Genomic DNA, 17519 nt, shown 5'->3' on the forward strand with positions numbered 1-17519 from the left:
GTAACAGAATAAGACATACTTTGAATATTCAACAAACAACAAGCGTCTAAATATCAAATAAATGCGATTTATTTATTAAACAAAAAGAAGTAGTAAAACAGAGTAGAATAAAAAGATTTAATAAGAGGCTTTAACAAAATCCTCAGAAGGTTTCCTTCCGAATTGCTGAGCATATTTTGAAGTAAAATAACTTAGCTTGGTATAATTTAGTTCTTGAGAAATATCCAGCAATGAATCAAACTTGCCGCTTTTAAGAAGTTCACTGGCAAGAATCATTTTTTCTCTTACAAAGAAATTATTCGGGGGACTAATAAACATTTTTTTAAACAAAGACATATATTTTGAAACTGACATTCCTGCCATATCAGCCAAAAATTCAACTCCAACAAACCCTGTATATAAATTATCCAACAAATAATCTTTGGTAGTATTCAAAATTTCCGCCTCTCTTTCTGGTATATGATGAAGCATGGGTGCAAGATTAGAATACCGATCGATAAATGTTGCCAGTAATCTAAGCGCTACTCCTCGTAAATATATTTCAAAAGCAGGATCCAGAAAGGATTTACTTTTAATAGCGTGCATAATGACCTTGCTTTCACTATCTATATGATCATAAAAAAAAAGTGTGTTTTTTCCGCTTTTTATTTTACGCTTATTAACATCTTTTATAGCTCCGTTTACTACCGAAAATTTTAATAAATCCTTAGCAACCAATAATCGCATCGCAAAAACCCTTTCTCCCACAACAGGTTGAAAAACCTTATCGATAGCATTATCAAATACTCCTAAACCTAAATTTGCTTTATATCCTATTTTATGTTTTATCCCCTGAATATGAATTAGATTCATCTCATCGCTAAAATCATAATGAATTATATATAAAGCCTCATCGGATTTAAGTTTTCTTATAAGAATAGTTTCTTTAAATATTAAATCCCAAATTACAACAGATAGTCCAGGAACAACCTCGGTATAGTAAAAACCTCCATCTCCAACTTTTTTAGGCATCTGCAAGAATTTATCATCTATTAACTCTGCTCCAAGTTGCTCAATAAGTTGTTTTACAAGTTGTTTTTGCCATACCGATGTTAAAGTATAAGTGTGACTAATTTCGATCATTATTGCAGTTGTTTAATAAAATCCTTTGGAGACATTCCGAATAATTCCTTGAACTTAGCAGTAAAATAAGAATTGTTGGTAAAATTTAATTCATGTGAAACTTGAGCTATCGTTAATTGTTTTTCATGTAAAAGTCGTTTGGCTTCTAAGAGTTTATTGGTTAAGAAAAAAGAATTAGGAGTCATTCCTGTAATCTTCTTGAATAGGCTTTTATATTTAGATTCAGACATATTTGCCTCTTGCGCCAAGAAATTGATACTTGGAAAGGTGTGATTTAAGTTTTCGATTAAATAGGCTTGTGATTTTATGATACTCCCCAAATCAATCTCATTGACAGTGTCGACTACAATCTCATCCAGAATCATTTTTTCTATATATTCTGCCAGAAGATTTTGTACCGTACCTCTTAAGTGTAGCTCAAAAGATCCATCCTCAGGCTTCTGAGCCTTTAAATTCATCAAAAGATTATAACTTTCATTAGTCATCCTTGTTAATTTAACTATCGTATTAAGCTCTGGATTAAAAATATCATCCGCATGATCTTTTATAGAAGGGTTGTTTTTAAAATACCCTTTTATCACTTCTTTTTTTATAAAAATACAAAGCGAAAGCACCTGACTACCTGATTTAACAAAGTAATCATGATATAAGCTACTGTCTACAAAAGCTAAATTATAATTCCACCTGCCAATAGGACTCGATAAACCATTTGATACAAAAACAGCTTCTCCTTCGGTAAGATTATAATAAACACCAATAAAATCATCTGTTTTATTCTCTTGCCTGTAATGAATGTCTGAATGATACAAAACATCCAGATAAAGTGCTGAGATTCCAAAGTCACAACTTAAAAAATACCTATAACCTGTATGAATATGATCTGGTACCACAATAAAATTACCATCAACCTTTCCTTCAAGTTGATTTGCCAGGGGCTCTACCCAGTCCAACTCTACCCCGTAATGATGTGTGATTTTCTTCATGAATTTTTTACTTAAGCCTTTTACAAAACAAAGTTGGTTTTGCGTTAATTTAATTTCAAAAAACCTCCATATTTAAATGAAAAATCTAATGGATTGTATTTTATTAATCAACTATCGCGGGGCAATGATAGAGTCAATACTACTTAATCTGGTTATTTATCTTCTATTTCTAAAAAACCAGACTGCAAAATGAAACAATATTTTCGGCTCAATATGTTTAAAAAATATCAGATTAAGACATTTTTTAAATGCACTACGTAAATATAAAAATTATTCATACAAGTATTACAATAAAAAAAGAGCCCTTAAAACAAGAGCTCTTAAAGTAATGACCTGATACAACACCTCTTATTCATGAAGAATAAACTTTATTGATACCCGAAATTATTAAATTAAGGTTATTGAAAATACTTCATTGGTGTTGCTCTTAAATATTTTTTGAAGAATTCGATAAAAGCGCTATCACTTGAAAATTCGAGAGCATAAGCCGTTTCGCCAACATTTTTACCTTCAGCCAGTAATTCAATTGCTTTTTGAAGGCGCCATTGTTGCCTCCATTCCTGATATGACATGCCAGTCTCTTTTAAAAAGATACGACTTACTGTTTTTTCGCTTACAAGAGCATCTATGGCTAATTTTTTTAAAAAAGGTGGTAACGATTCTCCTAGATTCCAATGTTCTACAAATGGTTTAATTCTTAAATCCTGAGGAACTATTAATGTTAGGTTTTCTTTTGCTGCACTATAAAACTCTTCCCAAAAAACCGATAATACATTTTTTTGCAAATCAAAAGGCATATCCCATTCCCAAAAAGAGATTTTTTCTATTATCTCTTTTAATAAATTATTTACATTCAAAATTGTTAATCCTACAGGTATTTCCGGAAACAAAACGGTATCAAAATATATAGAGCGATAAGCCACAACATTTCGGGTAATGACTCTATGTGGAAAATTTGCAGGAAGCCATACTCCCATAGTGGGAGGCAAAATACTTTTTTTGTTTTCACTAATAACTGTAATACAACCACTTGGAGCATATAAAAATTGTGCCTTTTCATGCTGATGCAACCCCGAATCATGATTAGTAAAATCTGATGCAATACCAATAACTGATGCCTCTAAATCATCAGGATTAAAATAACTGTCTTTTAAAATAAATGCCATTTGTCCTTATTTTGATGTTTTTGGTCTTAATGTCGTTAATAAGATACTAAATCATAAAGATACTTTTGCTAAAAATAAAAAAAAATTACAATTGAACCACAATGAAAAAGAAACCAACTATAACTATATTGATTGTTTTAATAATGTTTCCTCAATTTGTAGAGACAATTTATAGCCCTGCGCTACCAAGTATAGTCGAGCAATTTGATGTTAGTAATAAAGAAGCTTCCCAAACCATATCAATATATTTTATCGCTTTTGCACTTGGAGTTGTATTTTGGGGGATCCTATCTGATAAAATTGGAAGGCGGAAGTCTATGCTTTCTGGCTTAATCATCTACACAATTGGGTCAATTCTTGCCATATTAGCCAGCAATTTTAATATAATCCTAATTGCCCGAATAATATCGGCTTTTGGAGCAGCAGTTGGTTCTGTAGTAACACAAACTATCCTCAGAGATATCTATGATAAAAAAGAACTTGGTAAAGTATTTTCGATAGTGGGAATCGCTCTTTCCATTAGTCCTGTCATTGGGCTTATAACTGGAGGAATAGCTGCTGAAAAATATGGACATATTGGAGTTTTTTCAATTCTCCTGCTACTAGCTTTTATATTGAGCTTAATGTCCTTTAAATTTCTTCCTGAAACAAAAAATGATTCAGCAAACAAGCTTAACTTCAAAACAACCTTGATTGAGTTACTTAATGATAAATCTATTTGGTTAAACACCTTTTTGGTTAGTGCCTTTAACATAATGTTATTTAGCTATTATTCGCTTGCTCCATTTATCTTTGAAAAATTAGGATGCAATTCAACTCAGTTTGGATATAGTGGGATTATCTTAGCGATAAGCTCTTTTATAGGTAGTATGATAAATAAAAAACTGATTCATAATAACATTTCTGCTGATCGTCTAATTCTAATTGCGACAATAATTGCATCTTTAGGAAGTTTAGGAGTTCTATTATTACAACATAGTTTATACTTTTTAATACCTATGATGCTAATTATCGTAGCATATGGTCTGGCAATTCCAAATATATTAAGTCAGGCTCTAATTAAATACAGAGGCGTTGCAGGTACTGCAGGTGCTTTATTTGGGCTAATGTATTATGTTCTAATAGGAATAGGGTTGGCTATTTCTGGATTAGTTCAAAATTTTGGTTTAATACTCATCACATTATCCTTACTTTCTATTTTGTTTGCAATTAAAAATAAGAATCTAAATCACTTAAATAAATAGACTTTTACCCATAAAAAAAGCGATTTCCAATATCTTGAAAATCGCTTTTTATTTATTCTTTAAACGTTAATTAGCTTTTAATCCAATTGATAATTTCTGGATCAGTTGGCAATGTTTTAGGAGAGATTACTTTTACTAATTCACCTTTTTCGTTGATTAGATATTTCTGAAAGTTCCACTCTACTTCTGAATCTTGCACTCCGTTTTTAGATTTTTGAGTCAAGAACTTATATACTTCATTCATATCATCTCCTTTTACTGAGATTTTGTCCATCATAGGAAAAGTAACGCCGTAATTTTGTTGGCAAAAAGCGCCAATTTCTTCATTTGTACCTGGTTCTTGTGATGCAAAGTTATTTGCAGGAAACCCAACAATTACAAAACCTTTATCTTTATATTCTTTGTAAATTGCTTCTAAATCCTTGTATTGTGGCGTTAATCCACATTTTGAAGCTGTATTTACAATCATTATCTTTTTTCCTTTTAAAGAAGCAAAATCAAACGGATTTCCTGATAAGTCTTCTACTTTAAACTGATAAATGGTTTGTTTTTCCATGACATTTTCGCTTTTGCTGTTTTTATTTTTTTTAGTTTGTGCTTGATTCTGACAGCTAAATAAAAACATAACTCCACAGAATAGAAACAATATATTTTTCATAATTAAATTTTTTATAAAATTAATCAAATTTGATTTACCTGATTTCGTTCTTCACTTTATTTTATGATGAACAATTGTTAATTAACCAAAGAAGCCTAACGCTATAAACGTTAGGCTTCTTTAACAAACAAATTAAATTATTTTATTAAAATTTGTATATAATTCTTCCTTTCATAAAAAAGGGAGTTCCCGGCGTAAAGTGTATTTCTTCGACACTTTCTGGCTCATTTTTTAATCTCGATTCCGTTGCAAACTGGGTTTCATTCCATGCTGTATTAAATAAATTATCGATTGAAATTCCAAAAGTGAATTTTTTATAATCATAATTCACATTCATATCACATACAAAATAACCTGCTGCAACAATAGAATTATCCTCATTGGCAGGACGATTCTTTAAGTAACGGTAACGTATTCCTCCCGAAAACCCATTCCATTTATGAAAACTTAATCCTCCTGTTGTAGTAAAATCTGGTGCTAACGGAATATAGTTTTCTCCCTTAGGTTCATCAATACTACGGGCATAGGTATAATTTCCGTCAAAATCAAAATACAACCATTGGTTTAATTGGTAACGCAATCCTAAATCTGCTCCCATACGTCTGGTTTTACCACTTGGCTCAACAATTCCTGCATCACCTACATACACAAACTCTTGTTGTAAATATAAATACCATAAAGCCGAGTTTACGATTAAATTAGGGAATGGTTTCCAGATTGTTCCTAAATCTGCTCCAACAGAAATAGGTAGGATATCTGTTCCTTTATTAGCCACTACTACCCTGGTATCATTAGAGTGAAAACCAACACCTGATTTAAGATAATATTGCAAATTATTGTTTTGAGTATAAATAAAATTAAGCTTAGGCGAAACTCTCACTTTATTCTCTGATTGTGTTTTGTAATCTGTCGTTAACTTATCCTGATAATTAAACTTAAAATAATCGATTCTTACAGCTGGGTTTATAATTAATTTCCCAATGTTTATCTCAGAGTTTAAATAAGTAAAAAGATTAGACTCATCGATATCTCCTAACTTAATTTGTTCTAAAACGGTTCTTCTGTTTAGTGTATGCGAAAGTTCAGAATCGGTTGTAGCGTCACTACGAAATCCAACTCCCCATTGAAATCCTAAATCTAATTTATCTGTTTTAACCTTTTTGTTCAATTCAGCATTCATTCCATAAATATTTCTATTTTCTTTTTGCTTAATCTGATCGCCATTTACTGGGTCATTTAAGAAAAAAGTAAAATTCGAATACAATTCAAACTCATAATTGGTATAAAAAGCATTGGCTTTTAAGAATGTATTTTCGTCAATTATTTTATGAATAGAAGCATTAAAGTTTGTTCTCGATGTGTTTCCTCCTTCTGTATCATCTACAGATCCAAATCTCGAAATTATCCCTTGATCTACCAATCGTTGCGGAATTTGTCCTGATGCATCCCATTTGCTCGAAAAACGTGAGGCTAAAATCGATATTTTGCTATTATCATCAAGTATCGCCGAATATTTACCTAATAAATTTACTCTATTAAAGTTTTGAGGAGAATCAAAAGGACCATCGGTTATAATATATTCGGTAGCAATATAAGCGCTTTGCTTTTTTTGTTTTCCTAGTAAGTCAAATAAACCAACGGTTCTAAAGGTATTAAACTGCCCTACTTCTACACCAATACTACTGTTCTCTAGTTTGTCTTTGGTTTTAAAATCAACATATCCTGTTGTTGCAAAATCGCCTTTATTGGCATAATATGCTCCTTTACCAAAATCTATTTTATCTACCGTTTCTGGAATCACAAAATGCAAGTCTGAGTATCCTTGTCCGTGTGCATGCGAAACCATATTTACAGGCATTCCGTCAACCGAAATTGCAATATCGGTTCCGTGATCGATATCAAACCCTCTTAAAAACATTTGCTCGGCTTTTCCTCCTCCAGCATGCTGTCCAATAAATAATCCTGGCACTTTACGTAAAATTTCTTGCGAAGAGTTTACTGGAGTTACCTCCAAATCTATCTTCGAAATCACATTCATAGCTAGTACTTTAGGCTGAATTACAACTTCATCTAATTTAAAACTATCGTCTTCTAGCGCAATTATGATATCTGAGTCAGTTATTGTGTAGGTTGTCTTTTTATATCCCAAAGCGCTAACCTTTAAAACATCTCCAATGGTAGATTTCTCGATACTAAAATTTCCAATTTCGTTAGTATGTGCGTGACTTTCGGATTTTGTATTAAAAATATAGGCATTTTCAATAGTGTTTCCATTTACATCAACCACAATACCTTTTAAAATTTGACTGTAACTTTTTAACCCAAAGGTCATCAGGAGTATTAATAAATATTTTTTCATTGGGGAATTTTATAATCTGAATTATTTTTGCATGCAAGATTTTGAATTGATTATTCTTACATTTTTTTTGGCAAAAATATTCTTTTTATAACTCATCGCCAAGTCGAACTTTAATTTAAAACCTTAAACGACATTAATAACTCAATTTTAAGCGTTTTGTGGTTAAATCTAACTTTTGGTGATTGGAATTTTGAAGTAAAATGTAATTTAATTAGGAAAAGGTTTCCGAATTCGTTCCTTCGTCTGCTCTGTAGAAAATGGCAAAATATTATCCCCCATATTTACCATTACTATCCTAAATACATTAGAATGGAAACCTATCCCTGATTAAAAACAAATATTTAAGTCTAAATTATCCCCCATTCAGACCTTCATTATTTTGTATATACGAGATTGGTTTGAGTTTGGTTTTAAAAAAATAAAAAAAAGGTAATATTTTATTTTTCATGTATTTAGGAAGTTTTCTTGTTAGAAATAAATTACAATTTCTTTAAATTTTTGAATTATATTTATACCAACTTTACCAATATTCCCCATTTATAAACTAAAGTTCATGCGTTTATTCACCCAAAATCTATAGAATATGAGTCAAGAAGAGTTATTAGTATTAATTTATAAGAAAGACGAAAAAGCTTTTACACATCTCTACGATATGTATTCCAAAAGTTTATTTGCAGTAATTAATGTTCTTATAAAAAATAGAGAAGAAGCCGAAGATGTGCTTCAGGAAGTATTTGTTAAAATTTGGAAAAACATCGATTCTTACCACGAAAGTAAAGGTCGATTTTATACCTGGATCCTTAATATTGCCAGGAATACATCCATTGATAAACTTCGATCAAAAAATTTCAATAACAGTCAAAAAAACCTTTCTTCAGATAATTTCGTACATCTACTTGACGACAGTAACAAACTCGTCAATAAAATAGATACTATTGGTATTCATGAGTTTGTAAAAAAACTAAAACCTAAATGTATTGCAATAATCGATTTATTATTCTTTAAAGGATATACGCAACAAGAAGCTTCAGAAGAGCTTGCGATGCCTTTGGGAACAATAAAAACGCAAAACAGAAATTGTATTAACGACTTACGAATTTATTTGAAATTATAATGGAAACAAAAGAATATATAGAATCAGGAATTTTAGAGCTTTATGTTTACGGATTACTTACAGAATCTGAAAGCATAGAAGTAGCCGCAATGGCTAAAAAACATGACGAAATTAATGATGAGATTATTGCAATTGAAAAAGCAATAGTAGCATTATCCTCAAGTTTTTCTCCTTTTCATTCGGTAGCTAATTTTGAAAAAATTAAAGCTAAACTAGAACTTAAACACGGCAAGGTTGTCGATATGAAACCAGCTTCTACTTGGTCTCAATATGTTGGTTGGGCAGCGGCTGTACTCTTCTTATTAGGTTTTGCTTATCAGTATGTGCAACTTACCCAAACTAAACAAGCAATAGAAGTTGTAGGTAGTGAAAAAGATAAATTAAAAAGTGAATATGCACTCTTAGACCAAGAAAGCAAAATCACTGAGAAAAACTTATCGATTGTAAGGGATATAAAAAATACTGGAGTTACACTAGGCGGACAAGCAGTTGCGCCACAATCTTTTGCAAAAGCATATTGGAATAAAGACACTAAAGTAACTTATATTGATGCTGCTGGATTACCAAAACCTCCAAAAGGAAAAGTATATCAGGTTTGGGCTTTAAAATTAAGTCCTGTACTTACTCCTACAAGCATTGGTTTGTTGACTGAATTTGACTCTAACAATCAAAAAATATTCAAGGTAGAAAATACTGGTTATGCCGAAGCTTTTGGAATCACACTCGAACCTGAAGGCGGAAGCCCAAGTCCTACAATGGATCAATTATATACTTTAGGAAAGGTTTAAAAACCAACTTATTATAAAAATTTAAAACGCATATTAAAACAAATTAATATGCGTTTTTTTATTATTTTTAAAATCTAAACTAACCAATAATAAACCAATTTATGAACAGTACATTAATCTTAAGAGTTGCAGTTGCTATTATCTTACTCACACACAGCGTTTTCGGAATATTCGATAATGGTATTAATAATTTCGGGAATCTCTATTTAAACCAAATTGGGTTTGCTCCTTTTGGTGTATTTCTCGCTTGGTCTATAAAACTATCGCACATTGTAGCTGCTGTACTTTTGCTTATTAATAAATACATCAACTTTGCTGCAATCGTTACTATTTTAGTTCTTATTATGGGGATTATTCTGGTTCATTTTCAAGAAGGATGGTTTGTTGTAGGTGGCGGAAGAAACGGAATGGAATATAACTTTTTACTGATTTGCGTTTTATTGGCAATTATGTTTCCAAAAGGATTTTTTGGAGGTTCTGAGAAATAAAGGTACTGAGGTACTAAGAGACAAAGGTTCAAAGGTTTTTTAAAGGAGCTAAGGTTTTGAGTTGCAAAGGTTCAAAGGTTGCTTAGTTTGCACATAAAATAATCACAATAGCTTTGCGAACTTTGCGTAAAACCTTGCGCCCTTTGCGATTAATTTTTTTACACAAACTAAGCAACCTTTGAACCTTTGTCTCTTAGTACCTCAGTACCTTATAAAAAAATCAATCTAAATCTGAAAAACCGAACTCTTCTTCCATCTTTAAAAAGTCTTCTTTGGTTGGAGTTGAAACAAATAAGGGATAATCTTCTGATAAGTTTCCATTATCATCTGTGAAATACCAAATTAGCTTTCTGTCATTTTCATAAATAATCCAGTTATTATGATCTACAACTTTTTGCCAATCTTTAGTGGTTATCTCTTCTATAAATTCTGTTAACTCATCCTGATCCATGTCATAAATTGCACCCGAAAATGGATAGCCACCTTCTGCGCATTGTCCGTACATTATCATTTGTAAAAAATCTGGAAGCAATATTTCTTCTGAATACCAAACCGCATTATCTATACTTTGAGTTTGATAAACTAAAGTATCTGCTATATTAACTCCCCAATAACATACATTCTGGTTTTCTTCTAGAAAAACTAATTTTCCATCTTCATAAAACAAATCTTCGGGTTTTAGAAATCGCTGAAATGAAGACATAAAAATATCCAATTTACCTACGGTAATATAAAACTCTTTCAGTATTGCTGGTATTGATTGTCCTAGTTTCGTTTCTGCATTTTCAATTGTTTCTACATCAAATCCGTCATAGTTTGTTAATGAACGCCCTAATAATTTTTCGGCAATTTCTCTTATCATATTTTTTGAATTAAGAATATCTATATATTTTTTAGTCTATGAATAATCTTTTTAAATCTGTAACAAAAATACTTAATTTCGAATTTATTTCTCCCCAGAATAACTACTATTATCGCCTAAAATCGATTTAAATAATGCTGTTTTTCATACTCTATTTTTTAAGTCTACACACATCAATACAAACCAATTATAATAAATTCTTCTTAATTTTATTTATTTTCTAAAATCTATATCGTAATATTGCAATATAAAAATATAACAATGGGAGCAACTAAATCAGATTTCTTTACTGACAACCAAAACGAACTTGCTATTCTGGCAAAAGCATTGGGTCACCCTGCAAGAATTGCCATTATAGAATACTTACTAAAGGTTAACGCATGCATTTGCGGTGATATCGTAAACGAATTACCCCTATCGCAGCCTACGGTTTCTCAGCATCTTAAAGAGCTTAAAAATGCAGGTTTAATAAAAGGTAATATCGAAGGAAACGCTATTTGCTATTGCATTAACGAATCGGGATTTGAAAAAATTAAAGTCTTTTTCCAACATGTTGAAACGCATTTGGAGAAAAGAAATAATGAATGTTGTTAAATATTAAAAAATAAAAATTATGAAACTTTCAGAAATTAAAAACATCTTAAAAACAGTTGAAGCTATTAATTTTCAGCTTCCAAATGGGACTTTTGTACCCGAATATTTTCACGTAACTGAAGTTGGTTTAATAACCAAGAATTTTATCGATTGTGGCGGAACTGTGCGCAAGGAAACGGTTGTAAACTTCCAACTTTGGGACGCCAATGATTATGAACATAGATTAAAACCTCAAAAACTGGTTCATATCATCGAACTTTCGGAAAAGGTTTTAGTCCCGATAGCTATCGGGATCGAAGATTTTGAAATTGAAGTTGAATATCAAGATACTACTATTGGCAAATATGATTTAGGTTTTAACGGTAAAGATTTTGTTTTACTAAACAAACAAACGGCTTGCTTGGCTCAAGATCAATGCGGAATTCCATCTGAAAAACCAAATGTTCGCCTTTCGGATATATCAAATCAATCAAGCTCTTGTACTCCGGGCAGTAGTTGTTGCTAATTTTTGAATGTCATAAAATATGAGCTTACTATTTCCCGAAATCGAAAACGTTATTCGTTCTTTTGATTTTAAAACTATTACTGATGAACGAAAGCATATTTTATTGCCTTTAATAGTTTATGTGCAAGGTAGAGTAAATGCGCTACAAGAAATTAGACTTAATTTTATTTGTACCCATAATTCGAGAAGAAGTCATCTGGCTCAAGTTTGGGCGCAGACTGCAGCTGCACATTTTGATATAAAAAATGTTTCTTGCTATTCGGGTGGAACGGAAGCAACTGCTTTATTTCCTGTAGTGGCTAAGACCTTGGAAGAATCGGGGTTTAAAATCGAAGCTATTTCGGAAGGTAAAAATCCGGTTTATTCCATAAAATTTGCATCGAATGAGCATCCTATTATTGGATTTTCTAAATCATTTGATGCAAGTTTTAATCCTGTAAGCAAATTTGCGGCTATCATGACGTGTTCACAAGCTGATGGCGATTGTCCATTTATTGCTGGTGCAGAAAAACGTATCCCGATTACGTACGATGATCCTAAAGCATTTGATAATACGCCTTTACAACTCGAGAAATATCAGGAACGCAGTTTACAAATTGCTACCGAAATGTTTTATGTTTTCTCGCAAATAAACAAATAATATGTCTGCAAATACTTGCGCTCCAGCTGCTGAAAGAAAAAAGTTGGGTTTTCTTGACCGTTTTTTAACGCTTTGGATTTTTCTTGCTATGGCAATTGGGGTTTCAATTGGTTATTTTGTTCCATCTAGCGGAGATTTCATCAATTCTTTCTCTAGCGGAACTACCAATATTCCGCTTGCAATTGGATTGATATTAATGATGTATCCTCCGCTAGCAAAAGTTAAGTATGAACTTATGGGTGAGGTTTTTAAAAACACTCGTGTATTGGGTGCTTCTCTTTTTCTTAACTGGATTGTAGGCCCTTTTTTAATGTTTGGTTTGGCATTATTATTCTTAAATGGCTATCCTGAATATATGATTGGTTTAATCTTAATAGGTTTAGCCCGATGTATTGCAATGGTTGTTGTATGGAATGATCTTGCCGATGGAAACCGCGAATATGCCGCTGGTTTAATTGCGCTGAACAGTATTTTTCAGGTTTTGCTTTATAGTGTTTATGCTTGGTTTTTTATTACTGTTTTACCTCCTTATTTTGGATATACTGGTTTTAATGTAAACATATCCATTGGTCAAATTGCCGAAAGCGTTGGTATTTATTTGGGTATTCCTTTTACGCTTGGCATTGGTAGCCGTTACATTCTTATTAAGCTAAAAGGTATCACTTGGTTTGAGAACAAATACATACCTGCAATTTCGCCTATTACCTTGATTGCTTTACTTTTTACCATCTTAATCATGTTTAGTCTAAAAGGGGAATTAATTGTACAAATTCCGATGGATGTTATACGAATTGCTATTCCGCTGGTGCTTTATTTTGTTATAATGTTTGTAATTAGCTTTTTGGCAGGGAAATATTTTGGTGCCGATTATTCTAAAGCTACTGCAATTGCATTTACAGCTACTGGAAACAATTTTGAACTGGCGATTGCTGTTGCTATTGGGGTTTTCGGAATCAATAGCGGACAAGCTTTTGCTGGCGTAATTGGCCCGTTGGTCGAAGTTCCTGCTTTGATTGCTTTGGTTAATGTTGCTTTTTGGTTTAGAAAAGTTCTTTTTTAAGCCGCTAAGGCTCTAAGTTGCAAAGGTTCAAAGACTGCTTAGTTTGTGTATAAATCTTTGTACACTTTGCAACTAGTTTTACCACAGCGTCTCTCAATCTTGTCACCCTGACGGAGGAAGGGTCTCCTCTCGAAACTTTACACAGCTTGCAGAGCAACTTACTTTGATTTTGGACGCAGATTAAACTGATTCGCTTGGGCGAAAACGCGGATAAAAACAGATTTCTTTTTTTAAGGTGCTAAGTAACAAAGGTTCAAAGTTGCTTGGTTTGCGTAAGATCTTTGTGAACTTTGCGTAAATCCTTGCGCTCTTTGCGGTTAATTTTATACCGTTTAGTATTAGTAACCCGTTTGATATCGCTGAAGCCTCATTTCTCAATGTCTCTCGCAGATTTGGCTGATTGAGCAGATTTATATTGATTGTTTTATCATGAAAACGAATGTCCTAGCCCTGATGGGAACGGCATCCTTTTTATTTTTTCTTTAAAAATAAAAAGATATAGTGGACAGCAGGAAGCAGCTTCTAATTTTAGGAATAAAGATACTAAGTCGCTAAGAGGCTAAGGTTCTAAGTTTTTTTTAACCGCAAAGCTGTACTGTTACTAACAAAAATGCTAAATAAAAAAAAGGTTCAACCGCAAAGTTGAACCTTTTTATGTGAATTAATAATTGTTATTTTTTATAATACTTGCGGTATTTTGGGTAAGTCACTGCTCCAATTAAGGTGATTACTCCTAATGAATACCAAATCCAATCTAATGAATGCGCTTCTCCGCTTGCGTATGAGTGTAACCCTACTAAGTGGAAGTTTACTCCGTAATACGTAAATAAGATTGAAATAAACGCAAACATACTCATTAGGTTAAATATCCATTTTCCGCGTAGGGCTGGTACAAAACGAGCGTGAATTACAAATGCGTAAATCATGATACTAATTAATGCCCAAGTTTCTTTTGGATCCCATCCCCAGTAACGTCCCCAGCTTTCGTTGGCCCATTGTCCTCCAAGGAAGTTTCCTATGGTTAACATTATCAATCCGATGGTTAATGCCATCTCGTTGATGTATGTGATTTCCTGAATGTTTAAATCCATTTTGGACTTGTTACTCTTATTGGTAAAGAAAATTAATACCAACGATACAAATCCTAATATCATTCCTAAGGCAAATGGTCCGTAACTAGCAACAATTACCGCTACGTGTATCATTAACCAGTATGAGTTAAGAACTGGCTGCAAATTGGCTATTTCTGGGTCAATCCAGTTCATGTATGCTGCCATTAATATCATTGCTGTTACAAATGCTGATGATGCTACGGTAAGTTTAGATTTTCTATCAAAAGCCAACCCGAAGAACATTGTTGCCCAAGCTACATATATAATAGATTCGTAAGCATTACTCCATGGTGCGTGACCTGAAATGTACCAACGTGCTATTAATCCTAAGGTATGCAACCCAAATAAGGCTCCGATAATTATATGGAAAACATTAACTGTTATTCTTAATGATTTTTTCTCGAAGAAGATATTCAGAATTGTAAAAATAAGCATCAGGATTGAAGCTGTAATATACCAATACGGAAGCTTTTTAAATACATCGTACTTATTATACAATAACTCTGATGTAATTTTCTCTTCGCTTGGTCGTACTTTGCTTCCAAACTTCTTCTGGAATCCATTAATACTTTCTAGTAATTCATCGGCTTGTTTAAAATCTTTGGTTATCGAAGCGTTGTTTAAAGCTGCAAAATACATTGGTAAAATTTGCTTTACATACGTTTCGTCCATTCCTTTTAAACCTGCATTGCTAATTTCTAGGTAGGAAATCCATTTGTTGTTTGGATCATTTGGTATCGGGAAAATCTTTAAGATGCTTCCGCTTAAAGCCGATTCCATAAGGTTTACTTTTTTATCGGTTTCGATAAAATCTTTCTCAAATTGATTCGGATTTGCTGCTTTGTAAGCTGCATCTAAATATGGTGATAATTTATAATTTCCTTTTTCATCAAAAAACTTAATAAAAGGTGCAAATCCTGCATCTTTATCAATTCCGATAATTTTACGGATACTATCATTTCCTGATTTTATGTAGATAATCGGGATTTCTATCCAAACCTGAGCGTATTGTGTCATTGACAAAAATACCTGATCTGAGTTCATTCCGTTATACTTATCGTCATGGCTTACTTTTCTCAATAATTCTGATGAGAAAGTATTAATAGGCTTCATTCTTCCGCCTGCATCCTGAATAATTAAACGTCCGAATTTAGCAGCGTGTGCTTCTGGCGCTTTATAAATACTGATTAACGAATCTAGTTGTTTCTGACTTGGTGGTCTCGTAACGTGATTTGCATGATTGTTTGGATCTTTGCTTTGTGGAGCATGCTCATGTTTGTGATCTTTCTCATGGTCATGATTTGGATCTGTACTATGTGCTGCATGATCGTGGTCGTGGTCATGATCATGGTCGTGTTGTTCTTGTGCAAATCCGTTAAAGCTCAACATTAATACTAAAATAGTAATTAGTTTTGCTTTTTTGTTTTTCACTACTTCTAACTTGCGTTTTAAGTCGGCAAAACGAGAATGTTTAGTAAACATGATCGCCATTAACCCAAAGAACAACATAAAGTATCCTAAATAAGTTATAGATGTTCCCCAGAAATCGTGGTTTACAGATAATACTGTTCCTTTTTCGTCTGGATCAAATGAAGATTGGAAGAATCTATATCCTCTGTAATCTAATACGTGGTTCATGTAAATTCTAGCGTCGAATGTTTTATTAGAGTCTATAACGGTAACTTTACTTTCGAATGAAGAATAACTTTTCTCGGTTCCTGGGTATTTCTGAGCAATAAAATCATTCAATTTAACCTTAAATGGCAATACATAAGCTTTACTTCCGTAGAAGAATGTGTAATCGATATTTCCGATTTTAACTGTTTTAAAGTCTCCAATTTTACCTTTAGATCCTAATAATGTTACTTCTTTTTCTTGTCCTTCGGCTTTTAATTTTACTATCAAAGCATCTTCGTGAGTTTTGGCTTTATAATCATTATTAGATTCGTAAGCAATAACTCCTTTTACAGCTGGATCTGGGAAAACAATTCGGATATCCCCAATACTGTATAATGAACGCATCATTAATGGCTGTACATTATCCTTTGTTACTTTTCCTTTTAGTTTATCGGCCATACGCATAAAATCTCCTTCAAAAGGGGTTTGTATCGTATAAGTTTCGCCTGTTGTATTAATATTGATTGCTCCGTCTGTAGGTTTATTCAATGCAAACAGAACGTTGTGTATGTTTTGAACTTCTCCGTCTTTAAGGAAATGTTCTTCTCGCCCGCCTTCGCCAGCTTCTACTAGTTTTAAATATACGATTCCGCTAGGATCTGGTTTTATAACTTCTTTGGCTCCCATGATAAAATCTTTGTACTCTACTTCAAATGGAGTTTCGTTGAATTTACCCGAAATACTAAAATCGTTATCGGCAACTGGAGATAATAATAAACTTTTCTCGAAAACACGGCGTTTCATCTCGCCTTTGTACTCTCCATCGGCAAAAATGGTAATAAATGTTTTATCTGAATATATTTGGTTTTCAGCCGCTCCTTCGCGTATTGGCATCATTCCTTCGTAACTAATGTAACGTGTTATGAATGCTCCTAAAAGGATGAATATAAAAGCTAAATGCACCATTAATGTAGCCCATTTTTCTTTTTTGTGTAATTGATATCTTTTTATATTTCCGAAGAAGTTAATTAAGAAGAAGACCATTATGACCTCAAACCACCAAGAGTTGTATATGAAAATTCTAGCTGTATCGGTATTATATTTACTTTCTATAAAGGTCCCGACTCCCATTGCAATTGCAAATGTTAAAAAAAGGACAGCCATTAATCGTGTAGAAAACAAAAAGGAGAATATTTTTTTATCCATT

General features: G+C 32.6%; 15 protein-coding genes. 8 read left to right on the forward strand and 7 right to left on the reverse strand.

The window, feature by feature from the left end; genetic code table 11:
• Window positions 1-117: 117 nt before the first annotated feature.
• The 3 genes from OA93_RS15275 to OA93_RS15285 form a co-directional block, all read right to left on the reverse strand.
• On the reverse strand, window positions 118-1122 hold the full coding sequence (locus OA93_RS15275; protein ID WP_039114248.1) for a helix-turn-helix domain-containing protein: 1005 nt from the start codon (window positions 1120-1122) through the stop codon (window positions 118-120).
• On the reverse strand, window positions 1122-2105 hold the full coding sequence (locus OA93_RS15280; protein WP_039114249.1) for an AraC family transcriptional regulator: 984 nt from the start codon (window positions 2103-2105) through the stop codon (window positions 1122-1124). Before OA93_RS15280 ends, OA93_RS15275 begins: the two co-directional genes overlap by 1 nt.
• A gap of 398 nt (window positions 2106-2503) precedes the next feature.
• Window positions 2504-3271 carry a helix-turn-helix transcriptional regulator gene (locus OA93_RS15285; RefSeq protein WP_039114250.1) on the reverse strand — a complete coding sequence of 256 codons (768 nt, stop codon included), beginning with the start codon at window positions 3269-3271 and terminating at the stop codon, window positions 2504-2506.
• Window positions 3272-3372: 101 nt separating this feature from the next.
• Between OA93_RS15285 and OA93_RS15290 the strand changes: the two genes are divergently transcribed.
• On the forward strand, window positions 3373-4515 hold the full coding sequence (locus tag OA93_RS15290; RefSeq protein ID WP_039114251.1) for a multidrug effflux MFS transporter: 1143 nt from the start codon (window positions 3373-3375) through the stop codon (window positions 4513-4515).
• 70 nt (window positions 4516-4585) lie between these two features.
• On the opposite strand, the gene OA93_RS15295 is transcribed toward OA93_RS15290, so the two are convergent.
• Window positions 4586-5173 carry a glutathione peroxidase gene (locus OA93_RS15295; protein WP_039114252.1) on the reverse strand — a complete coding sequence of 196 codons (588 nt, stop codon included), beginning with the start codon at window positions 5171-5173 and terminating at the stop codon, window positions 4586-4588.
• A gap of 145 nt (window positions 5174-5318) precedes the next feature.
• Window positions 5319-7532, reverse strand: a complete 2214-nt coding sequence (locus OA93_RS15300; protein WP_039114253.1) for a TonB-dependent receptor plug domain-containing protein — start codon at window positions 7530-7532, stop codon at window positions 5319-5321.
• A gap of 583 nt (window positions 7533-8115) precedes the next feature.
• Here OA93_RS15300 and OA93_RS15305 point away from each other — a divergent pair.
• The 3 genes from OA93_RS15305 to OA93_RS15315 all read left to right on the forward strand — a co-directional run bounded on the left by OA93_RS15305 (window position 8116) and on the right by OA93_RS15315 (window position 9922).
• Window positions 8116-8646, forward strand: coding sequence for an RNA polymerase sigma factor (locus tag OA93_RS15305; protein ID WP_039114254.1), 531 nt, complete (start codon window positions 8116-8118; stop codon window positions 8644-8646).
• Window positions 8646-9434: an anti-sigma factor gene (locus OA93_RS15310; protein WP_039114255.1), complete on the forward strand. Its 789-nt coding sequence runs from the start codon at window positions 8646-8648 to the stop codon at window positions 9432-9434. Before OA93_RS15305 ends, OA93_RS15310 begins: the two co-directional genes overlap by 1 nt.
• A 101-nt stretch (window positions 9435-9535) precedes the next feature.
• Complete coding sequence (locus OA93_RS15315) at window positions 9536-9922, forward strand: DoxX family membrane protein (RefSeq protein WP_039114256.1); 387 nt, start codon at window positions 9536-9538, stop codon at window positions 9920-9922.
• Between the two features lie 220 nt (window positions 9923-10142).
• Here the strand turns inward: OA93_RS15315 and OA93_RS15320 are convergent, their stop codons facing one another.
• Window positions 10143-10784, reverse strand: a complete 642-nt coding sequence (locus OA93_RS15320) for a hypothetical protein (RefSeq protein ID WP_039114257.1) — start codon at window positions 10782-10784, stop codon at window positions 10143-10145.
• Between the two features lie 261 nt (window positions 10785-11045).
• Here OA93_RS15320 and OA93_RS15325 point away from each other — a divergent pair, with 261 nt between their 5' ends.
• From OA93_RS15325 to arsB, 4 genes are read left to right on the forward strand one after another with little or no spacing between them, the layout of a single operon-like run.
• Window positions 11046-11378 (forward strand): metalloregulator ArsR/SmtB family transcription factor, encoded by a 333-nt coding sequence (locus OA93_RS15325; protein ID WP_039114258.1) that lies wholly within the window; start codon window positions 11046-11048, stop codon window positions 11376-11378.
• Window positions 11379-11397: 19 nt separating this feature from the next.
• Entirely contained in the window at window positions 11398-11883 is a 486-nt protein-coding gene (locus OA93_RS15330; protein WP_039114259.1) for a DUF6428 family protein, read from the forward strand.
• Window positions 11884-11902: 19 nt separating this feature from the next.
• Window positions 11903-12523: a protein-tyrosine-phosphatase gene (locus tag OA93_RS15335; RefSeq protein WP_039114260.1), complete on the forward strand. Its 621-nt coding sequence runs from the start codon at window positions 11903-11905 to the stop codon at window positions 12521-12523.
• Window position 12524: 1 nt separating this feature from the next.
• On the forward strand, window positions 12525-13583 hold the full coding sequence (gene arsB, locus OA93_RS15340) for an ACR3 family arsenite efflux transporter (protein ID WP_039114261.1): 1059 nt from the start codon (window positions 12525-12527) through the stop codon (window positions 13581-13583).
• A gap of 671 nt (window positions 13584-14254) precedes the next feature.
• Here the strand turns inward: arsB and ccsA are convergent.
• Window positions 14255-17518 (reverse strand): cytochrome c biogenesis protein CcsA, encoded by a 3264-nt coding sequence (gene ccsA / locus OA93_RS15345; RefSeq protein WP_039114262.1) that lies wholly within the window; start codon window positions 17516-17518, stop codon window positions 14255-14257.
• Window position 17519 lies beyond the last annotated feature (1 nt).

The sequence above is a fragment of the Flavobacterium sp. KMS genome, assembly GCF_000813005.1.
GTDB lineage: Bacteria > Bacteroidota > Bacteroidia > Flavobacteriales > Flavobacteriaceae > Flavobacterium.

Bases quoted from the DNA above. Each gene is read 5' to 3' on its own strand.
- OA93_RS15320 (WP_039114257.1), bottom strand. From the start codon at position 10,784: ATGATAAGAGAAATTGCCGAAAAATTATTAGGGCGTTCATTAACAAAC.
- OA93_RS15305 (WP_039114254.1), top strand. From the start codon at position 8,116: ATGAGTCAAGAAGAGTTATTAGTATTAATTTATAAGAAAGACGAAAAA.
- OA93_RS15330 (WP_039114259.1), top strand. From the start codon at position 11,398: ATGAAACTTTCAGAAATTAAAAACATCTTAAAAACAGTTGAAGCTATT.
- ccsA (WP_039114262.1), bottom strand. From the start codon at position 17,518: ATGGATAAAAAAATATTCTCCTTTTTGTTTTCTACACGATTAATGGCT.
- OA93_RS15275 (WP_039114248.1), bottom strand. From the start codon at position 1,122: ATGATCGAAATTAGTCACACTTATACTTTAACATCGGTATGGCAAAAA.
- OA93_RS15325 (WP_039114258.1), top strand. From the start codon at position 11,046: ATGGGAGCAACTAAATCAGATTTCTTTACTGACAACCAAAACGAACTT.
- OA93_RS15295 (WP_039114252.1), bottom strand. From the start codon at position 5,173: ATGAAAAATATATTGTTTCTATTCTGTGGAGTTATGTTTTTATTTAGC.
- OA93_RS15285 (WP_039114250.1), bottom strand. From the start codon at position 3,271: ATGGCATTTATTTTAAAAGACAGTTATTTTAATCCTGATGATTTAGAG.
- OA93_RS15310 (WP_039114255.1), top strand. From the start codon at position 8,646: ATGGAAACAAAAGAATATATAGAATCAGGAATTTTAGAGCTTTATGTT.
- OA93_RS15315 (WP_039114256.1), top strand. From the start codon at position 9,536: ATGAACAGTACATTAATCTTAAGAGTTGCAGTTGCTATTATCTTACTC.
- OA93_RS15290 (WP_039114251.1), top strand. From the start codon at position 3,373: ATGAAAAAGAAACCAACTATAACTATATTGATTGTTTTAATAATGTTT.
- OA93_RS15280 (WP_039114249.1), bottom strand. From the start codon at position 2,105: ATGAAGAAAATCACACATCATTACGGGGTAGAGTTGGACTGGGTAGAG.
- OA93_RS15335 (WP_039114260.1), top strand. From the start codon at position 11,903: ATGAGCTTACTATTTCCCGAAATCGAAAACGTTATTCGTTCTTTTGAT.
- arsB (WP_039114261.1), top strand. From the start codon at position 12,525: ATGTCTGCAAATACTTGCGCTCCAGCTGCTGAAAGAAAAAAGTTGGGT.
- OA93_RS15300 (WP_039114253.1), bottom strand. From the start codon at position 7,532: ATGAAAAAATATTTATTAATACTCCTGATGACCTTTGGGTTAAAAAGT.